13 protein-coding genes are annotated in these 18,807 nt (G+C 64.4%); 7 read left to right on the forward strand and 6 right to left on the reverse strand.

Translation table 11 applies throughout. From position 1 onward, the window contains the following. Window positions 1-2 precede the first annotated feature (2 nt). Window positions 3-932 carry an AEC family transporter gene (locus BFX80_RS00420; RefSeq protein WP_084207736.1) on the reverse strand — a complete coding sequence of 310 codons (930 nt, stop codon included), beginning with the start codon at window positions 930-932 and terminating at the stop codon, window positions 3-5. 348 nt (window positions 933-1,280) lie between these two features. On the opposite strand from BFX80_RS00420, the gene metF reads away from it, so the two are divergent. Then, the gene (gene metF, locus BFX80_RS00425; RefSeq protein ID WP_077379955.1) at window positions 1,281-2,132 is read left to right on the forward strand and encodes a methylenetetrahydrofolate reductase [NAD(P)H]; all 852 of its coding nucleotides are present in this window, start codon (window positions 1,281-1,283) and stop codon (window positions 2,130-2,132) included. 159 nt (window positions 2,133-2,291) lie between these two features. After that, window positions 2,292-2,861, forward strand: a complete 570-nt coding sequence (sodC, locus tag BFX80_RS00430) for a superoxide dismutase family protein (RefSeq protein WP_084207737.1) — start codon at window positions 2,292-2,294, stop codon at window positions 2,859-2,861. Window positions 2,862-2,982: 121 nt separating this feature from the next. Here the strand turns inward: sodC and BFX80_RS00435 are convergent, their stop codons facing one another. Both BFX80_RS00435 and prlC read right to left on the reverse strand, forming a co-directional pair. Then, on the reverse strand, window positions 2,983-3,234 hold the full coding sequence (locus tag BFX80_RS00435) for a YheV family putative zinc ribbon protein (protein WP_084207738.1): 252 nt from the start codon (window positions 3,232-3,234) through the stop codon (window positions 2,983-2,985). A gap of 172 nt (window positions 3,235-3,406) precedes the next feature. Then, complete coding sequence (gene prlC / locus BFX80_RS00440; RefSeq protein WP_084207739.1) at window positions 3,407-5,455, reverse strand: oligopeptidase A; 2,049 nt, start codon at window positions 5,453-5,455, stop codon at window positions 3,407-3,409. A gap of 282 nt (window positions 5,456-5,737) precedes the next feature. Here prlC and BFX80_RS00445 point away from each other — a divergent pair, with 282 nt between their 5' ends. The 3 genes from BFX80_RS00445 to BFX80_RS00455 all read left to right on the forward strand — a co-directional run bounded on the left by BFX80_RS00445 (window position 5,738) and on the right by BFX80_RS00455 (window position 8,746). Then, window positions 5,738-7,081: a sodium-dependent transporter gene (locus BFX80_RS00445; protein WP_084207740.1), complete on the forward strand. Its 1,344-nt coding sequence runs from the start codon at window positions 5,738-5,740 to the stop codon at window positions 7,079-7,081. Window positions 7,082-7,248: 167 nt separating this feature from the next. Continuing rightward, window positions 7,249-7,791 (forward strand): gamma carbonic anhydrase family protein, encoded by a 543-nt coding sequence (locus BFX80_RS00450; protein ID WP_077379965.1) that lies wholly within the window; start codon window positions 7,249-7,251, stop codon window positions 7,789-7,791. Window positions 7,792-8,038: 247 nt separating this feature from the next. After that, a complete protein-coding gene (locus tag BFX80_RS00455) occupies window positions 8,039-8,746 on the forward strand; it encodes a metal-dependent hydrolase (RefSeq protein WP_077379967.1) in 708 nt (235 codons plus the stop codon). A gap of 36 nt (window positions 8,747-8,782) precedes the next feature. On the opposite strand, the gene BFX80_RS00460 is transcribed toward BFX80_RS00455, so the two are convergent. From BFX80_RS00460 to BFX80_RS00470, 3 genes are all read right to left on the reverse strand, one after another. After that, complete coding sequence (locus BFX80_RS00460; RefSeq protein ID WP_084207741.1) at window positions 8,783-10,228, reverse strand: sigma-54-dependent transcriptional regulator; 1,446 nt, start codon at window positions 10,226-10,228, stop codon at window positions 8,783-8,785. After that, on the reverse strand, window positions 10,225-12,585 hold the full coding sequence (locus BFX80_RS00465; RefSeq protein ID WP_167592950.1) for an ATP-binding protein: 2,361 nt from the start codon (window positions 12,583-12,585) through the stop codon (window positions 10,225-10,227). Before BFX80_RS00465 ends, BFX80_RS00460 begins: the two co-directional genes overlap by 4 nt. Before the next feature lie 76 nt (window positions 12,586-12,661). Next, window positions 12,662-13,429 carry an FCD domain-containing protein gene (locus BFX80_RS00470; protein WP_077379971.1) on the reverse strand — a complete coding sequence of 256 codons (768 nt, stop codon included), beginning with the start codon at window positions 13,427-13,429 and terminating at the stop codon, window positions 12,662-12,664. Between the two features lie 412 nt (window positions 13,430-13,841). On the opposite strand from BFX80_RS00470, the gene BFX80_RS00475 reads away from it, so the two are divergent. Both BFX80_RS00475 and BFX80_RS00480 read left to right on the forward strand, forming a co-directional pair. Continuing rightward, on the forward strand, window positions 13,842-15,548 hold the full coding sequence (locus BFX80_RS00475) for an L-lactate permease (protein WP_084207742.1): 1,707 nt from the start codon (window positions 13,842-13,844) through the stop codon (window positions 15,546-15,548). 64 nt (window positions 15,549-15,612) lie between these two features. Beyond that, entirely contained in the window at window positions 15,613-18,552 is a 2,940-nt protein-coding gene (locus BFX80_RS00480; RefSeq protein WP_084207743.1) for an FAD-binding and (Fe-S)-binding domain-containing protein, read from the forward strand. Window positions 18,553-18,807 lie beyond the last annotated feature (255 nt).

The following is an 18,807-nucleotide window of genomic DNA, read 5'->3' on the forward strand; positions in this document are numbered from 1 at the left end:
CCTCACCCCAGCCCGCTGATCGTCAGCATCCATGACAGGTAGAGTGGGATGATCAGCGGGGCCGCCAGGGTAGTCAGCATCACCGCGATCGCGCCCTTGGCCGGCTGGATGTTCAGCTCGATGGCCAGCACGACCACATTGGCGGCCATCGGCACCACCCCCAGCAGCAGCAGGACCTGCGCCAGTACCGGGTCGAGTGCGAACAGGCTGCCCAGCAGCATCACGCTGCCCAGACTCAGCAGCGGCCACATCACGAAACGCAGGGCAGTCGCGGCCAGGATGAAGCGCGGGTCGACCTCGCGCAGGCTGACACCCCCCAGCGTCATGCCGATGATCATCATGCCCAGCACCGTGTAGCTGTACTTGAAGTAGTCGAGCCCCTCCATGACCGCCCCCGGCACCTGAAGCCCCAGCGTGCCGACCAGCAGTGCGGCCATGAAGGCGTAGATCAGCGGCAGCCGCGCGATCTTCACCAGACTTTGCTGCATCGAGAACTGCCCGCGCGCACTGACGTAGAAGCCCAGCGTGAACTCATACAGGGTGATGCCGAGCAGGCAGAACAGGTACTGGGTCACGCCTTCCGGCGGCAGCAACAGCATCGCGACCGGCAGGCCGAAGTAGCCGGTGTTGCCGGTGCCGGAAGAGAAGGCGAGCAAGGCGGCCTCCTGCGGCGGGAAGAACTTCGCGGCCAGTGGACGCACCAGCAGACAGATGAGGCTCGACAGCGTGAACAGGCCCAATGTCAGACCCAGATCGCTCAAGGAGGGCTCGCCCAGCACCAGTCCGCGGAAGAAGGTCAGCGGCGCGATCACGTAGATCAGCAAGGTGGCGATGGGGCGTGGGTCGATGGCCAGCTTGCGGGCGCACAGTGCGCCGATGGCAACGAAGGTGATCAGCATCCAGAGCGGTTGCTGCAGATCCAGGTGATCCATCACGGTTCCTTGTGAAGCGGGGCGGGGGCGTGCGAGCCATCATGCCGTGAGTCATGTGCCGACGTCATCTTGAAAACGGCGCCCGCTCGGGCTGCAGGGAGGGTGTCGCGCAGCAGGTGAGCCGGGTAAGGCGTTGTGGTTATAAGAAAGCAGGTTCTTATATGAATGATATTGATGTTGAGGCGAAAACCTTTCATTGGCCGTGGATCGAGGCGCAGGTCATGATGCATGACATGCACCGTGCGCGTGCTTGTGTCATCAGCGCAGCGCCACACGGCAGCACGCACACCGCGACGTGTGCGGCACAAGAACATCAATGCCGGACACGACCGACCAGGAGGCCGCCCCATGAGCGCCAGCGAACACCCCTCAGGCATCAGTTTCGAGTTCTTTCCACCGAATACCGAGGTGGGACGTGAAAAGCTGATGGGTGTCCGTGACCGCCTGGCCGCGCTGGACCCGGCATTCTTCTCGGTCACCTATGGCGCTGGTGGCTCCACGCGTGAGCGCACCTTCAATACCGTGCAGTCCGTGCGCAGCAGCGGTATCTGCACGGCGCCGCATCTGTCATGTGTCGGCAGCGACCGTGGTGAGCTGCGCGAGATTCTCGGCGAGTATCGCGAGCAGGGCATCAAGCGCCTGGTGGCGCTGCGCGGTGATCTGCCGTCCGGGATGGGCGCGCGCAGTGAACTGCGCCATGCCAATGAGCTGGTGGAGTTCGTGCGTGACGAGACCGGCGATCATTTCGAGATCGCGGTGGCCGCCTACCCGGAGTGTCACCCGCAGGCTGACAACTACCGTATGGATCTGGAGAACTTCGCACGCAAGATGAATGCCGGGGCCGACATCGCCATCACCCAGTACTTCTTCAATGCCGATGCCTACTTCCACTTCGTGGAGCGAGCACGTGATCTGGGCATCCAGCAGCCGATCATCCCGGGCATCATGCCGATCACCAATTACACCAAGCTGGCGCGTTTCTCCGACTCCTGCGGTGCCGAGATTCCGCGCTGGATTCGCAGGCAGCTCGAGAGCTACGCCGATGACAGCGAGAGCCTCCAGGCCTTCGGTACCGAGGTGATCTCGCGGATGAGTCAGCGTCTGCTGGATGGCGGCGCGCCGGGTCTGCATTTCTATACCCTCAACCAGGCCGGGCCGTGTCTCAAGGTGCTGGAAAACCTGGGGATCTCTTCTCGCTGAGGTGTGCTCGCCCGGCGTGCGCGGCAAGTCATTGGCAGAATTGCATTGAATGTGACGTCTCTCGCCCTGAGGTCTGAGGGGTAGCCGCTTGCGACAGCGGCCCGCAAGCCACTCAAGGCGTCGGCAGTGAAGCCGGCCTCAGTGAAGGAGAGATTGGTCATGAATCACGAGACACAGCACACGGCATCCTTTGCGTCATCTACCAGAAAGCCCTTCAAGAGCGCCGCTGCGGTGGCGCTCGGTGCCTGGTTGTTCGGCGGTGTCGCCCAGGCGGCCACCGAGGTGGAAATGCATCGTGTCAGCAGTGACGGGGTCGGCGAGACCGTCGGTAGCATCATGGCCGAGGACACTGCTGATGGTCTGCTGCTGACGCCGAAGATCGAAGGACTCGAAAGCGGCATCCATGGCTTCCACCTGCATGCCAATGCCAGCTGCGAACCCGCCGAGAAGGACGGTGAGGCCGTGGCCGGTGCCGCGGCAGGTGGCCACTTCGACCCAGAGGAGACCGGCACCCACCAGGGCCCGTATGGCGATGGCCACCTGGGCGATCTTCCGGCGCTGAGCGTCGATGCCGATGGCAAGATCTCGCTGCCGGTGTTGGCTCCGCGCCTCAAGGAGAGCGATCTCGGCGGTCATGCGTTGATGATCCACTCCGGCGGTGACAACTACACCGATACGCCCAAGCTGGGTGGTGGCGGCTCGCGCGTTGCCTGCGGCGTGGTCAAATGAAAGCCGTGGGCCAGTCGAGCTGACAGTCCGTCGAGCTGATACGCAAAAGCCCCGCCATCTGGCGGGGCTTTTTCATGCAGCAAGCATGGATGCCACGGGGGGCTCGCGATATCACATGCGGTCAATGCAGCTTGCCGGGGTCCAGGATACGCACCGGCTGGACCTCATCACTCGCGGGCTCGTCGCGTGGCGCGTTCACGCGCGTGGACAGCTCCTCGAGGGTGGGCGGTTCCTCGATGGCCTGTTGCTCGAAGAAGTCACAGGACACGCAGTCACGGTAGCGTGTCTCGTTCTGCTCCCAGGTGCGCAGGCGGTCCATTGCTCCGCAGCGTGGGCAGACGGCACCCGCGATGAAGCGCTTGATGGTAGACATGGTGCCTCCAGTCAGGATCTGGTTGTGTCAGGCCGCTCGGCATCGGGCAATGCGAGCGTCAGGCGGACGATGCGCCATATGATACGCCCCCGACCGGCAAAGGTCAGGGGCGCAGGGACAGCGGTGTGTGATCAGGCTTGCGCCATCATCAAGATCGGCGTCTGGGCGAGGCTCAGGCCGCCTGGGCACCGATGCCGGAGTGACGCAGCAGGGCATCGACCTGCGGGTCACGGCCCCGGAAGGCGCGGAACAGCTCGGCGGCATCACGCGAGCCACCCTTGGCCAGTACCTCTTCCCGGAATCGCTGACCGGTGGCGGTGTCGAAGACGGCGCTTTCCTCGAAGGCGCTGAAGGCATCCGCCGACAGCACTTCGGCCCACTTGTAGCTGTAGTAACCCGCGGCGTAACCGCCGGCGAAGATGTGGCTGAAGCCATTCTGGAAGCGGTTGAACTCGACCGCCGGGACCACGGCGACCTTGCTGCGTACCTCGTCGAGCAGCGTCTGGACATCGCCGGCGGACGGCGTGTCGAGCTCGTGATGCAGGCGGAAGTCGAACAGCGAGAATTCCAGCTGGCGGACCATGGTCATCGCCGCCTGGAAGTTGCGTGCCGCCTGCAGGCGCTCGAGCATGTCGTCGGGCAGGCGCTCGCCGGTATCCACGTGACGCGCGATCAGATCCAGCCCTTCACGCTCGTAGCAGAAGTTCTCCATGAACTGGCTGGGCAGCTCGACGGCGTCCCACGCCACGCCATTGATGCCGGAGACTTCGGCGACTTCCTGACGGGTCAGCATGTGATGCAGACCGTGGCCGAACTCGTGGAACAGCGTGACCACCTCATCGTGGGTCAGCAGCGCCGGGCGGCCACCCACCGGGCGGGTGAAGTTGCAGGTCAGATAGGCGACCGGCAACTGCAGGCTGCCATCCTCGCGGCGACGACGCACGCGGCACTCGTCCATCCAGGCGCCGCCACGCTTGCCTTCGCGGGCATAGAGATCGAGATAGAAGCCGGCGATCGGCGTGTCATTCTCGATCACCTCGTAGTAGCTGACGTCGTCGTGCCACACCGGCACTTCACGCTGCTGGAAGGTGATGCCGTAGAGGCGATTGACCACCTCGAACAGTCCGTCGATGGCCTGCGGCGCCGGGAAGTAGGGGCGCAGCTGTTCCTGATTGATCGCGTAGCGTGATTCGCGCAGCTTCTCGCTGGCGTAGCCGACATCCCACGGTTGCAGGTCATCGATGCCGAGGCTTTCGGTGGCGTAGGCCGCCAGCTCGTTGAACTCTTCACGCGCCTGGGGCACTGCGCGGGTCGCGAGGTCCTCGAGGAAGCTGATGACCTGTGCCGGCGAGTCGGCCATCTTGGTCGCCAGTGACAGTGAGGCGTAATCGTCGAAACCGATCAGCCTGGCCAGTTCCTGACGCAGGGCCAGAATCTCCTCGATCACCGGACCGTTGTCGAAATCACCGGCGTTGGGACCCTTTTCCGAGGCGCGGGTGACGAAGGCGGTGTAGACCTCCTCGCGCAGCTCGCGGTTGTCGGCGTAGCTGAGCACCGGGAAGAAGCTCGGGAAGTCCAGGGTGATGCGATAGCCTTCCAGCCCCTTGGCCTCGGCGTTGGCCTTGAGCGCCGCGAGGCCGCTTTCCGGCACGCCCGCCAGCGCCTCTTCCTCGACATCCTTGTGCCAGGCCTGGGTGGCATCCAGCACATGGTTGGAGAAGGTGTTGGAGAGTTCGGACAGGCGCGCCTGGATCTCGCCATAACGCTGCTTCTTGTCCTGGGGCAGATCGACACCGGCGAGACGGAAATCGCGCAGACTGTTGGTGATCGCCTTCTGCTGGGCTTCATCGAGGCTTGCGAATTCATCGCTGTCCGCAAGGCGCTGATAGGCCGCAGCCAGATCGCTGTTCTGACCCACCCAGGTGGAGTAGGCCGACAGCTTGGCCAGACAGGCCTGATAGGCCTCGCGCAGCTTGGGGGAATTCATGGTCGAGTTGAGGTGCGAGACCGGTGACCAGGCCTGACTCAGGCGGTCGCCCAGCGCTTCCAGCGGCGCGGCGAAGTTGTCCCAGCGCGTGTCGTCGCGGGTGGCCTCGATCAGGCGCTCGATCTCCTGCTGGTTGTGCTCCAGCAGTTCGCTGATCGCGTCTTCGACATGCTCGGCCTTGAGGGTGTCGAAGGGGGGCAGAGTGTTGCGTTCCAGCAGGGGATTGATCGACATCGTGTACCTCGCGTCATTCGGATGGGCGGCAGCGGTGAACGGTAAAGGAAGACTGGCGCATCGGAGGCGCCACGAGAACGGTGTCACCGTCGCCGCGGGGATACCTAGAATGTGAGGCCTTGGCGCGTGTTATTCAATCTATCGACCCGATAGGAGGCGGCCCGGACCTCTCCGCGTGGGACGCCCGAGCCGAGCCCGCATTGGCCCTGAACGACGCGGCTGCTATCTTGCAGCCCCTGATGAGCCTTCATTGACTATCGATTCTTCACCACGAGAGCAGACATGAGCGAAACCACCGAACGCTGGGGCAGTCGCCGCGCCTTCATCCTGGCCGTCACCGGCGCTGCCGTCGGGTTGGGCAACATCTGGCGCTTCCCGTACATGACGGGCGAGAACGGCGGTTCGGCCTTTCTGCTGCTGTACATCGGCTTCGTGCTGCTGCTGGGCCTGCCGGTGATGATGGCCGAGATCATGATCGGTCGCGCCGGTCGGCGCGGGCCGATGCAGGCGCTCGCCCATCTGGCGACCAGCGCTGGCCGTACGCCGAACTGGCGCTGGCTGGGCTTCTTCGGTGCCATCACCATGTTCTTCATCCTGTCGTTCTATTCGGTGGTGTCGGGCTGGTCGATCGAGTATCTGGTCGATTCACTGAAGGGGGACTTCAGCGGCATGAGCCCGCCGGAGATCGGCGCCTCCTTCGGTGCCTTTCTGGAAGACCCGGTCACCATGACCTTCAACCACACCGTCTTCATGCTGATGACCATGAGCGTGGTGGCCGCCGGCATCTCCTCGGGGCTCGAACGTCTCAACAACCTGATGATGCCGCTGCTCTACGTGCTGTTGCTGGCATTGGCCGGTTACAGCATCAGCACTCCGGGCTTCGGTCCCGCCATCAGCTGGCTGTTCATGCCCAATCCCGACGCCATCACGCTGGACGTGATACTCAATGCCATGGGGCATGCCTTCTTCACGCTGGCGGTCGGCGCCTGTGCGCTGATGGCCTATGGCGCCTACATGCCGGAGCGCCAGAGTCTGCCGACGGCCGCGATCGCCGTGGCGGCGCTGGACATCGGGGTGGCATTGCTGGCGGGGATCGCCATCTTCGCGGCGGTGTTCAGTCAGGGGCTGGACCCGGCTTCCGGGCCCGGCCTGATGTTCGTCAGCCTGCCCATCGCCTTTGCCAATCTGCCGGGCGGTAGCCTGCTGCTGGCGCTGTTCTTTCTGTTGCTGCTGCTGGCGACCTGGACCAGCTCGATCAACATCGCCGAGCCCATCGTCGAGGTGCTGCAGGGCTGGGGAATGACACGTCGGCGTGCCGCGCTGGCGGTGGGCATCGCGGTCTGGGCGATGGGCCTGTTGTCGGTGCTGTCCTTCTCGAGCCTCAAGGAAGTGCACCTGCTGGGCGAGATGAACGCCTTCGATGTGGTGACGACGATTCCGCCGGACTTCTTCCTGCCGATCGGCGGCCTGCTGATCGCCATCTTCGCGGGCTGGATCATGCCGCAGAATCTGGCATTGGCGGGGCTGGGGACGTCGCGTCGTTTCTTCCGTTGCTGGCGTTGGGTGCTGCGCTGGATCTCGATTCCGCTGGTGCTGGTCGTGCTGGGGTGGAGCTTCTTCAAGTAGACTGCCAAGGGTTACGTGAGCAGGGCGTTTAGTCCTCGGGAGGGGCGGTGCCGCAAGGCGGGGAAATGAGCGTCGTCGAGCAAACCGCAACGCGATTCAGGCTGCCGCGCTATTGGCATCATGACGATGGGAGCAGTAGGCTGGTGGCCTAATTCAGGAGGCAAGGCATGAGCATTCGATCCTTCAAGGGCCTGACGCCGCGGCTGGGCGAACGGGTTTTCATCGACCCCAGCAGTGTCGTACTGGGCGATGTCGCCCTCGGTGATGACAGCTCGGTATGGCCACTGGCCGTGATCCGCGGCGACATGCACCGTATCCGTATCGGCGCGCGTACCAGCGTGCAGGACGGGGCAGTGCTGCACATCACTCACGCCAGCGACTTCAATCCGGGCGGCCATCCGCTGGAAATCGGTGACGACGTCACCATCGGCCACAAGGCCGTGCTGCACGGCTGCACCATCCATGACCGCGTGCTGGTCGGCATGGGAGCCATCGTGATGGACGGTGTGGTGGTGGAGGATGAGGTCATCATCGCGGCGGGCGCACTGGTGCCGCCTGGCAAGCGTCTCGAAGGCGGGCATGTGTATGCGGGCAATCCCGCGCGTGCGCTGCGTCCCATCAAGGACAGCGAGCGTGAGTTCTTCACCTATTCGGCGGTGAACTACGTCAAGCTGAAGGATCAGCATCTGGCTGAGGATTACGCCGGCTGAACCTCCTTCAAGGAGTTCCCCGAGCGCAGCAAAGAGCACTCCCCCGTCGGCCCTGGCTGGCGGGGGAGTGCGCGTTTCGGGGGCTGCATTTCCCGAGCGTTGACGGTGGAGGCAGCATCTGCACTCACAAACCCGGACAAGCCATTGTTTTTCATGAAATGCTTGCGTCATAATCTGGACATATATCCAGTGCCAGTGTGTGGTGACTGGTCCAGTGACATCGTCGAGGGCTCGCGACCCGTATCTCATGGCCAATTTTCGTACCCATATCACCGTGGCAGCCTTTGCCGGCGGTATCGTGGCGGCGGCCGGCTGGCAAGGCGGCCTGTGGTCACTGGCGGAGGGTGTGCCGCTGGCGAGCCTGACGACCTTCGGTGGCATCCTGCCGGACATCGACTCCGACAACTCGCGCGCCATCCGTATCCTGTTCACGCTGTTTGCGGTGCTGGCGACCATGGCCTGCGTGCTGCTGCTGCAGGACCGCCTGCTGGCGGGGCCGCTGATGATGGCGGGCGGCGCGACCTATCTGGGCGTGCGCTATGTGGCCAGCGCCATCTTCAAGCGTTTCACCGTCCATCGCGGCATCTGGCATTCCCTGCTGGCCTCATTGCTGTGCTCGCTGGGCGTGACGGCCGCCAGTCTGCATCTGCTCGGCCAGAGCGAGGAGCAGGCCTGGTGGCAGGGCGCCGCCCTGTTGTTCGGCGCCATGATCCATCTGTTGCTGGATGAGATGTACAGCGTCGACATGGTCGGAGCGCGTCTCAAGAAGAGTTTCGGCACTGCCTTCAAGCTGTTCGATTACCGCGAGCCGGGCAACTCGCTGGCGATGGTGGCGGTGATCGCCGCGATGACTCCCTGGCTACCGCCGCTGGCGGTGCTGGTGGACATCATGCACCTGCAGGGACCGCTGTCCGTCTTCGGCGCCAGCCTGTCTCGCCTGATGGCCGGTGTCTGACACGACGGCTACCTCTCCCGCAGCCCGCCTTGCGCTTCAGCGCCGGTAGGGTTCGGCACTCAGGCCATGCTTCTTGAGCTTGTCGTAAAGTGTCTTGCGCGGCAGTCCCAGTCGCTCGCAGGCCATCACGACCTGTCCGCGGCACGCGGCCAGCGCGTCACGGATGAGCGCGGCCTCGAAGGCCTCCATGCGTGTCGGCAGTGCCTGCCCTTCGGTTGCCTGGCTGACGCTCTCTTCCAGTGACATCTCCGCCTGCAGGCTGCGTTGTTCGGCGGAACCTCCCGGCGGCTGCCCCTCCGCCATGCTGTCGCCGATATTGCCCTCCAGTCCCCCCAGCAGCACATGACGCTCCGCACAGTTTCTCAGCTCACGCACATTGCCTGGCCAGTCATGGTCGAGCAGCGCCTGCAGCGTACGCGAATCCAGCGGCGGAACCTCCAGACTGGTGCGCTCGCTGGCCAGAATGGCGAAGTGTCGAAACAGCTGCAGGATATCCTCGCGATGCTCACGCAGTGGCGGCAGATACAGCGTGACGACGTTCAGGCGGTAGTAGAGGTCTTCACGAAAGTCGCCGGCGCTGGCCGCTTCACGCAGGTCACGCTTGGTGGCCGCGATGACGCGGATGTCGATGGGGCGCGGTGTATTGCTGCCCAGTCGCTCGATACTGCGCTCCTGGAGGACACGCAACAGCTTGATCTGCAACGACATCGGCATGGACTCGATCTCATCGAGAAACAGGGTGCCGCCGTCGGCGTGTTCCAGCTTGCCGATCCGGCGCTCGCTGGCGCCGGTAAAGGCCCCCTTCTCGTGGCCGAACAGCTCCGACTCGATCAACGTCTCCGGCATGCCGCCACAATTGAGTGCCACGAAGGGCTTGCTGGCACGGAGACTGCGCTCGTGGAGACAGCGGGCCACGCGATCCTTGCCGGCTCCGGTCTCGCCGTACAGCAGGGTATCGGCATCCACCGCCGCCAGCCGTGAGACCTGGGCATCCAGGCGCTGAATCACCTCGCTGCTGCCGACCAGACGTGGCCCGGCGCTGTTGCGCTGGGTATCCAGCTGCTCGCGCAGTGAGCGGTTCTCCAGCGCCAGACGCCTGGCGGCCACCGCACGCCGCACCCCGTCCAGCAGCCGCTCACGATCGAAGGGTTTCTCGATGAAGTCCCAGGCGCCGCCCTGCATGGCGGAGACGGCGGTATCGACATCGCCATGCCCTGTCATCACGATCACCGGCAGCTCGTCATCCAGCTCACGGGCAGCGCGCAGCAGGCTCAGACCATCCATGCCCGGCATGCGGATGTCGGTGATCACCACGCCTTCGAAGGGGGCTTCGGTGTTCAGGATCTCAAGCGCTTCCTCGGCACTGGCCAGCGGCCGGGTGAGGTAATCGGCCAGCATCAGGCTCTGGCTCAGGCTGTCGCGTAGATGTGGTTCGTCATCCACGACCAGCACCTGCATGTCAGCATTCGTGACATCACTCATGACGGCTCCTGTGAATTGGCGGCGGCGGATGGGGAAAGGGGCTGTGAGGGCGTGCCCGACGCCGGCAGCGTCAGTCGGAACAGTGCGCCCCCCAGCGGTGAGGGATGCGCCTCGAGGGTGCCGCCGAGATCCGCCACGATACGCGCGCTGATCGACAGCCCCAGTCCCAGTCCCTTGCCATCGGCGCGCTGGGTATAGAAGGGTTCGAAGACCCGTGTCAGCTGGGCTGGCGCAAGCCCCGGGCCGTTGTCATGCACTTCCAGCACCACTTGCGTGCCTTCACTGCCGGCTCGTTCATGCAGGTTCAGCTGGAGGCAGGCTGGCGCTGACGGCCTGTCGGCCAGCGCATCCAGTGCATTGCTGAGCAGATTGACCAGTACCTGCTCGAGGCGTACCGGTTCGGCGCGCACCCTGGGCAGGGCGGTGCTCTGCTCACGCGTGATGTCGACTGCCTGGGCATCACGGCGTGGCTGCAGCAGGCGCAGGGCATAGTCGAGACTGGTGGCGAGGTCGACCGCTTCCAGGCGGTCACCACTCTTGCGCGAGAACTGGCGCAGCTGGGCGCTGATCTCGCCCATGCGCTGGGTCAGCTCGGTGATCTGGCGCAGGTTGCTCTCGACCTGAGGTGTCTGGGCACGGGCGAGGAAGGCGCTGGCATTCTCGGCATAGGCGCGGATGGCGGCCAGTGGCTGGTTGAGCTCGTGGTTGATGCCGGCGGCCAGCTCGCCAAGCACTGCCAGCTTGGCGGTCTGGATCAGTTCATCGCGGGTCGCGCGCAGCTCACGCTCGGCGCGGGTACGCTCCTCGACTTCCGCGCTCAGGCGCGCATTGCTGGCAGCGAGGTCACGGGTGCGCTCGACCACGCGTTGCTCGAAGGCATCGCGTGCCTGGGCGAGGGCCTCGGCCTGGGCGCGCCGCTCGCTGACATCGAAGACCGTCACCAGCCAGCGCGGGCCATTGGGGCTCGGTAGCGGGGCGCAGGACAGCTCCAGCGGCACGGCCACTCCGCTGCGCAGGCCATGCACTTCCAGCGGCCCGATCGGGCGGGGGCGGGTCAGGTGGTCCAGCAGCGCACGCTCGGCCGGCAGGAACAGTTCGCGCAGGTCACGCCCTTCGCGTGCGCTGGGCTGCCGGGGGCTGTCGTCCCGTGAGGCATCGGCGCTCAAGGGCGAACCGAACAGCGCCACGGCGGTAGGATTGAGGTACACCAGGTGAGCACGTTCATCGAGGATGCACAGCCCCGCCTGAGTGCGGTCGATGATGCCCCGCACCCGTTGCTGACTGGCGGCGAGCGACTGTCGTTCACGTTCGGCGAACAGACGCCGCTCGCGCAGGATGCGCAGCCGTTGCCAGCCCAGCCCCGCCAGCAGGCACAGCAGTACGTAGCCACCGGCGGCCAGTCCGGCGGCTTGCCAGATGCTGCCGCGCAGCGGGGCCAGGGGCTTGAGCACATGCAGGCGCCAGCCGATGTCCGGCAGCGGGCGTGACAGGCTCAACCAGGCGTGCTGCCAGAGATCGCCCGGCGTCAGTTGCAGCAGCTCGACCGTGGTGACAGCGTCGAGACGCAAGGGCGGCTCGGGCGTCGACAGATCGGACAAGGCTTCACGGTGATAGAGCCGCAGGGGGCGCAGGCGTTGATTGGCATAGCGCTGGGTGTCGAGCAGCCGGTTGCGGGTCTCGTCACTGAGGGGGTCCAGCGTGCGCAGTACCCGGTCGGGCTGACTGGCGATGAAGATCACGCCGTGCGGGTCGGTGACCATGATGTCGGCATTCTGATCCAGCCATGCCGCTTCCAGCGCGGCGATCTGCACCTTGGCCACCACCACGCCGCGCCGCCCGCGGGGACTCACCACGCTGGCGCTGAAGAAGTAGCCACGCTCGCCGGAACTGGTCCCCAGCCCGTAGAAGCGTGCTTCGCCGCCATCGATGGCGTCCTTCCAGTAGGGGCGGAAGCGATAGTTCTGGCCGATGAAGGTGGATGCCGAGCGCCAGTTGCTGGCGGCGATGGTGGTGCCGACGTCGTTGACCAGGTAGAGGTCGGACACCTTCGCGAGCGCGCGCATGCGATCCAGCCGTTGATTGAGTGCCATCTCGGCGCTGGGGTCATCGGGGGCATCAAGGAAAGCGCGCAGCTGATCGTTCTCGGCGACCAGCCGTGGCAGGTAGGCATGCTGACTCAGTTGACCACGCAGGCTGGCGGCGGTCAGGCGCAACTCGTTGTCTGCTTCATGGGTCAGGCGCTCGAGTGACTGGCTGCGCGCGACGGCCACCGCCTGCCAGACGCACAGCATCAGACCGATCGGTAGCACGATCGCCAGCAGCAGACGCCAGTGGTGAGGCAGACGCGTGTCCTTCATCGGCAGGCCTTCCTGGGCAAGGGCTCAAGGGGAAGGGGGGGGCGGCCACCCTCACTGATCCATCAGCGTTGCACCCTCAGCGCTCCGGCATGGCCTGTGCACGGCGCAGGGCACGCTGTGCACGGGTTTCGGCGCGCTCCAGCTCCAGCAGTGAATCCTCGACGAACACCAGGTGCTCGTGGGCCGCGTTGCGGGCGTCCTCGGCGCGTCCTTCCATGATCGCCTCGAACAGGGTGCGGTGCTGCTGGATCAGGCGCGGACGCGATTCCGGCTTCTCGAACAGGTGGCGCAGGTTGGCCACGATGCTCTTCTCCAGCAACTGGAACAGGCTGCGCATCGAGTGCAGCAGCACCACGTTGTGTGCGGCCTCGGCGATGGCGAGGTGGAAGGCGGCATCCGCGCCGGCTTCCAGTTCCGGGTCACGTCCCTCGAAACTCTTCTCCAGCGTCTCGAAGCATTGACGCAGCATCTCCTTGTCGGCCGGAGTGGAGCGCATGGCAGCGTAATAGGCGCTGATGCCTTCCAGGGCGTCGCGAAACTCCAGCAGGTCGAGATTGAACTCGGAGTGCCGACCCAGCAGCGCACTGAGCGGGTCGGACCAGGCGCGCGCCAACTCTTCGGACACGTAGGTGCCGCCACCCTGACGTGAGGTCAAAAGCCCGCGCGCCGCCAGCTTCTGGATGGCTTCCCGTACGGACGGTCGCGAGACCTCGAACTGCTCGGCGAGGGTGCGCTCCGGAGGAAGCCGCTCACCGGGCTTCAGACTGCCTTCGAGAATCATGCTCTCGAGGCGCTCGGTGAGCACATCGGCGATACGGGGTTGGCGGACGGGGGCGTAACGCATGGAAGTGTCCTTGCGGCAGGAGTGAAAGGTGGCGCCGAGTGCTGCAAGCCGGTGTGCGGCATGCAGAAGAGGCGCGACCGAGGATCAGTGTGGCGTGTGGCGACTTCGCACTACAGCCGACATTGGTCTTACCAATATGTATGACAACCACGCCTCGCGTGGCTGATTGGGATTGCCAGCAATTGGTAATACCAATTTTAAAGGGCGATGGTGCTTTGACCAATGTCTAGATATCAGGCAGTTCATGATGTTTGACCGCCATGAGGGCGACGCCTAGATTATGCCGAGGTGCAGCAAGGTAAATTGGTATGACCAATTTATGTGAAGACCTGACCAGAGGGTGCGCCAACCCCGAGTGCTTCACTGCTGTGCCCGACAACAATCACAACAATTCGCCTGCGGAGTTTCCGTCATGTCCGAGCCCCTCCTGGCCTTGCTGGCCTTTGCCCCCATTCTGCTGGCGGGCATCCTGCTCGTCGGCCTGCAATGGCCCGCGCGCCGCGCCATGCCATTGGTCTTCCTCGTCACCGCTGCCATCGGCTATTTCGTGTGGCAGATGTCGCTGACGCGCATTCTGGCCTCCACGCTGCAGGGATTGATGGTCACCGTCTCGGTGCTGTGGATCATCTTCGGCGCCATCTTCCTGCTCAACACCCTCAAGCATTCCGGGGCGATCGCGGTGATCCGCGGTGCCTTCACCACCATCAGCCCGGATCGGCGCGTACAGGCGATCATCATCGCCTGGCTGTTCGGCAGCTTCATCGAGGGCGCTTCCGGCTTCGGGACGCCTGCGGCCATCGCGGCGCCGCTGCTGGTCGCCATCGGCTTCCCGGCGCTGGGGGCGGTGATGGTGGGCATGATGATCCAGTCGACGCCGGTATCATTCGGTGCGGTGGGCACGCCGATCGTGATCGGCGTGAACGCAGGCCTCGACAAGACCAGCCTCAGCGAGCAGCTGCTGGCGAATCATTCCAGCTGGGAGGCCTTCCTGCAGCTGATCACCTCGGAAGTCGCCATCGTGCATGGCATCGTCGGCCTGCTGATGCCGCTGTTCATGACCGTGATGATGACGCGCTTCTTCGGCGCGAAGAAACGCTGGAGTGAAGGGCTGTCGATCGCACCGTTCGCGCTGTTCGCCGGGCTGTGCTTCACGCTGCCCTACGTGGCGGCGGGAGTCTTCCTCGGCCCGGAATTCCCGTCACTGATCGGTGCCCTGGTCGGCCTGATCATCGTGGTACCGGCGGCGCGTGTCGGTTTTCTGCTGCCGAAGGACAGCTGGGACTTTCCGCCCGAGGCCGAATGGCCCAGGCATTGGCTGGGCGACCTGACGCTGGAGCGTGATGAGGTCGAGATGGCCGCCGCCGGCAGACGTCCTCTACCACTGTGGCTGGCATGGCTGCCCTATGGCCTGATCGCGCTGCTGCTGGTCGCCTCGCGCGTGTCGGGCGACGTCAAGGCGTGGCTGGTCAGCGTGCAGTTCAGTGCCACGGACCTGCTGGGGGCCAGCGGTGTGTCGGGGTCGATACAACCGCTCTACCTGCCGGGCGGCATCATGGTCTTCGTGGCACTGATCACCCTGATGCTGCATCGCATGCAGACGCGTCAGCTGGTGGCGGCGGCCAGTGAATCCTGGCGCACGCTGGTCGGGGCCGGATTCGTGCTGGTGTTCACCATTCCCATGGTGCGCATCCTGATCAACTCCGGCGTCAATCTGAACGACCTGGCCTCGATGCCGGTGGTGATGGCGAACGTGGTGGCCGACAGTCTCGGTCAGGCGTATCCGCTGTTCGCGTCCGGCATCGGCGCGCTGGGGGCCTTCATCGCCGGCTCCAACACGGTCTCGAACATGATGCTGTCCCAGTTCCAGTTCAATGTCGCTGCCCAGCTCGGGCTGTCGGGAGCGCTGATGGTGGCGCTGCAGGCGGTCGGGGCGGCGGCCGGCAACATGATCGCCATCCACAATGTGGTGGCGGCCTCGGCGACCGTCGGCCTGCTGGGGCGTGAGGGACGCACCCTGCGCATGACGGCGATTCCGACGGCTTACTATCTATTGGCTTCTGGCGTGCTTGGCTTGCTGGCGTTCCACTTGCTTGGCCTGAGTGACCCATTGCTCAAGTGACAGAGCCTTTTCGTGATGCTGCCCTGACTGACATCCACACCGTTTTTTCAAAAAGAGATTGGCCATGACTGCTCCTGACGCCATTGCACGAGATGCCTTGAGCGAGACCCCATCGGCGACTGAGCGTGCAGCTGCCTATCTGGCATTGCGCGAGGCGCTGGCATTGCACCTTCCCGCTGAGCGCTTGATTCACGACGCGTTGCGGACGCTGGCCTACGGCACGGATGCCAGCTTCTATCGTCTGGTGCCGCAGCTGGTGGTGCGCGTGCATGACGAGCAGGAGCTGGGACATGTGCTGCGCGAGTGTCGGGCGCGCAAGCTGCCGGTAACCTTCCGGGCGGCCGGGACGTCGCTGTCCGGTCAGGCGCTGACGGATTCGGTGCTCATCCAGCTGGGCGGTGAGTGGCGTGGGGCGCAGGTGCTGGAACAGGGCAGTCGCATCCGTCTGCAGCCGGGGGTGATCGGCGCGCGTGCCAATCAATTGCTGGCCCCCTTCGGGCGCAAGATCGGCCCGGACCCGGCCTCCATCAACAGCTGCATGATCGGTGGCATCGCGGCCAACAACGCCTCCGGCATGTGCTGCGGCACGGCACACAACAGTTATCGCACCGTGGAGGACATTCGCGTCATTCTCGCCGATGGCACCTGCCTGGATACGGCGGTGCCGAAGAGCGTACAGGCCTTCCGTGCAAGCCACGCTGGCCTGCTGGCAGCGTTGGAAAGGATGGCCTGCGATGTGCGGGCGGACCCTGAACTGGCGGAGCGCATCCGCCACAAGTACCGCCTCAAGAACACGACCGGCTACAGCCTCAATGCGCTGGTCGACTATGCCGATGGTCTCGAGATCCTCAAGCATCTGATGATCGGCTCGGAAGGCACGCTGGGCTTCATCGCCTCGATCACCTATCGCACGGTGATCGAGGAGTCGCACAAGGCGGCGGCGCTGGTCTACTACCCGAACATCGATGCGGCCTGTCGCGCCACCATGCTGCTCAAGACGGCGCCGGTCGCGGCGGTGGAGCTGATGGACCGCGCGGCGCTGCGCTCCGTCGAGGACGCGCCGGGCATGCCGGAGGTGCTGCGCACCCTGCCGGAAGCGGCGGTCGCGCTGCTGGTGGATGTGCGCGGCGCGCATCAGCAGGAGCTGGAGGCGCGCATGGCGGAGGTCGCCCGCGTGCTGGAAGGCATCGAGACCTGTGAAGCGTGGGCCTTCACCCAGGATGCGCAGCGCTATGCGTTGTACTGGAAGATCCGCAAGGGGCTGTTTCCGGCGGTCGGTGCGGTGCGTGACCTGGGGACCACCGTGATCATCGAGGATGTCGCCTTCCCCGTCGAGCGGCTGGCGGAAGGGGTCGGGGCGCTGACGGAGGTCTTCCTGCGTCATGGCTACTCTCAGGCGATCCTGTTCGGCCACGCGCTGGAAGGCAACCTGCATTTCGTCTTCCCGCAGGGCTTCGAGCGTGAAGGCGAGGTGGAGCGCTATCAGGCATTGATGGATGACGTCGCACGGCTGGTGGGGCAGGAGTACGGTGGTTCGCTCAAGGCCGAGCATGGCACCGGTCGCAACATGGCACCTTATGTAGAGCTTGAGTGGGGCAAGGAGGCCTACGCCCTGATGTGGCGTATCAAGGAGGCTTTCGACCCGGACAATCTGCTCAATCCGGAAGTCATCCTGACGCGCAATTCCCGTCTGCATCTGGAGAACCTCAAGCCTCTCCCGGCAGCAGACCCGCTGGTGGATCGCTGCATCGAGTGCGGATTCTGTGAGTCGGTCTGTCCGTCGAAGAATCTCAGCCTCACTCCACGTCAGCGCATCGTCATCCGGCGTGAGATCGCACGACTCGCCGCCCTTGATATGCCGACGGACGGGCAGCGCGCTCAGCTGGCGGCGCTCAAGAAGGATTACGCCTATCAAGGCATGGAGACCTGCGCGGGAGATGGTCTGTGTGCGACCCAGTGTCCGGTCGGCATCAATACCGGGGATCTGATCCGCGGTCTGCGCCACGAGGAGAACGCCGGTGCCGATCATCCGGGCAAGGTGAAGGTGGCGCACTGGGCCGGCGAGCACTTCACCCATGTCACCAGTGGCATGCGCGGTGTCTTGCGCCTGGCAGATGGGCTGCATGGTGTGGTCGGTACGCGCAACATGCGACGGCTGACTCAGGCCGCACGCAAGGTCTCCGGCGACAGGGTGCAGCAATGGACCCCCAGCATGCCAGGCGCCGCTCCGCGCCCCTATCTCAAGCGTCTGGCGCAGCCATTGGGGCGCAACGAGACGCCCAATGGGCATGTCGTCTATTTTCCGTCCTGTGCTACGCGTGTCTTCGGGGTCGCCACTGACGACATCGATCCGCGCAGCGCCACCGAGATGGCGCTGGCCCTGATGGACAAGGCGGGATTCGAAGTCGTTCTGCCCAAGGGAGTGGATGCTCTGTGCTGCGGAATGGCCTTCCAGTCCAAGGGCCAGTTCGAGGCCGGGGATGCCAAGGCCGCCGAGTTGGCAGCCGCGCTGGTGGAAGCGAGTGATGGCGGGCGTCTGCCGATCTTCTGTGATACCAGCCCGTGTCTCGCCCAGGCACAGGCCTACGCACGTGAACATCTCGAGGTATCGCTGACGCTGGTCGAGCCGGTGCAGCTGGTGCTCGACTATCTATTGCCACACCTCTCGATCACACCGCTCAAGGCAAGAGTCGCGGTGCATGTCACCTGCTCCAGTGTTCGCATGGGCTTGGCGGAGCGTTTCGTGGCACTGGCGCGCCAGTGTGCGACCGAAATCGTCGTGCCGGAAGAGATCACCTGCTGTGGTTTCGCGGGAGACAAGGGCTTCGCGACACCGGAGCTCAATGCTTCGGCGCTGAAAGGGCTGAAGGACGTGGTCGCCGACTGTGACTATGGTGTCTCCAACTCGCGCACCTGTGAGATAGGGCTGAGTGAGCACTCAGGGCTCAGTTATCAGTCGATTCTTGGCCTGGTGGATCGTGCCTCGGCATCAAGGCAAGGATAGAGGGCAAGGATAGGGAGAAGAGGGAGTGTGACGCTCCGTGACAGCGTGATGACAATCTCTTGAAAAAGCCCTTGTGCTCAGCCCGAATCGTGCGTAAAGTACGCATCCGCTGCCGGGGACGCATGGCGTTACCAGCGGTGAAAGAGGTTTGCAGGTGATTGTTTTATTTGATGTTTTTGAAGTCCGCTTCCAAATCATCGATTGACAATCCCGGGCGATTCGCTAGAATACGCCGCACTCCTTACGGAACAGGTG

Source organism: Cobetia marina (assembly GCF_001720485.1).
Taxonomy (GTDB): Bacteria; Pseudomonadota; Gammaproteobacteria; order Pseudomonadales; family Halomonadaceae; genus Cobetia; species Cobetia marina.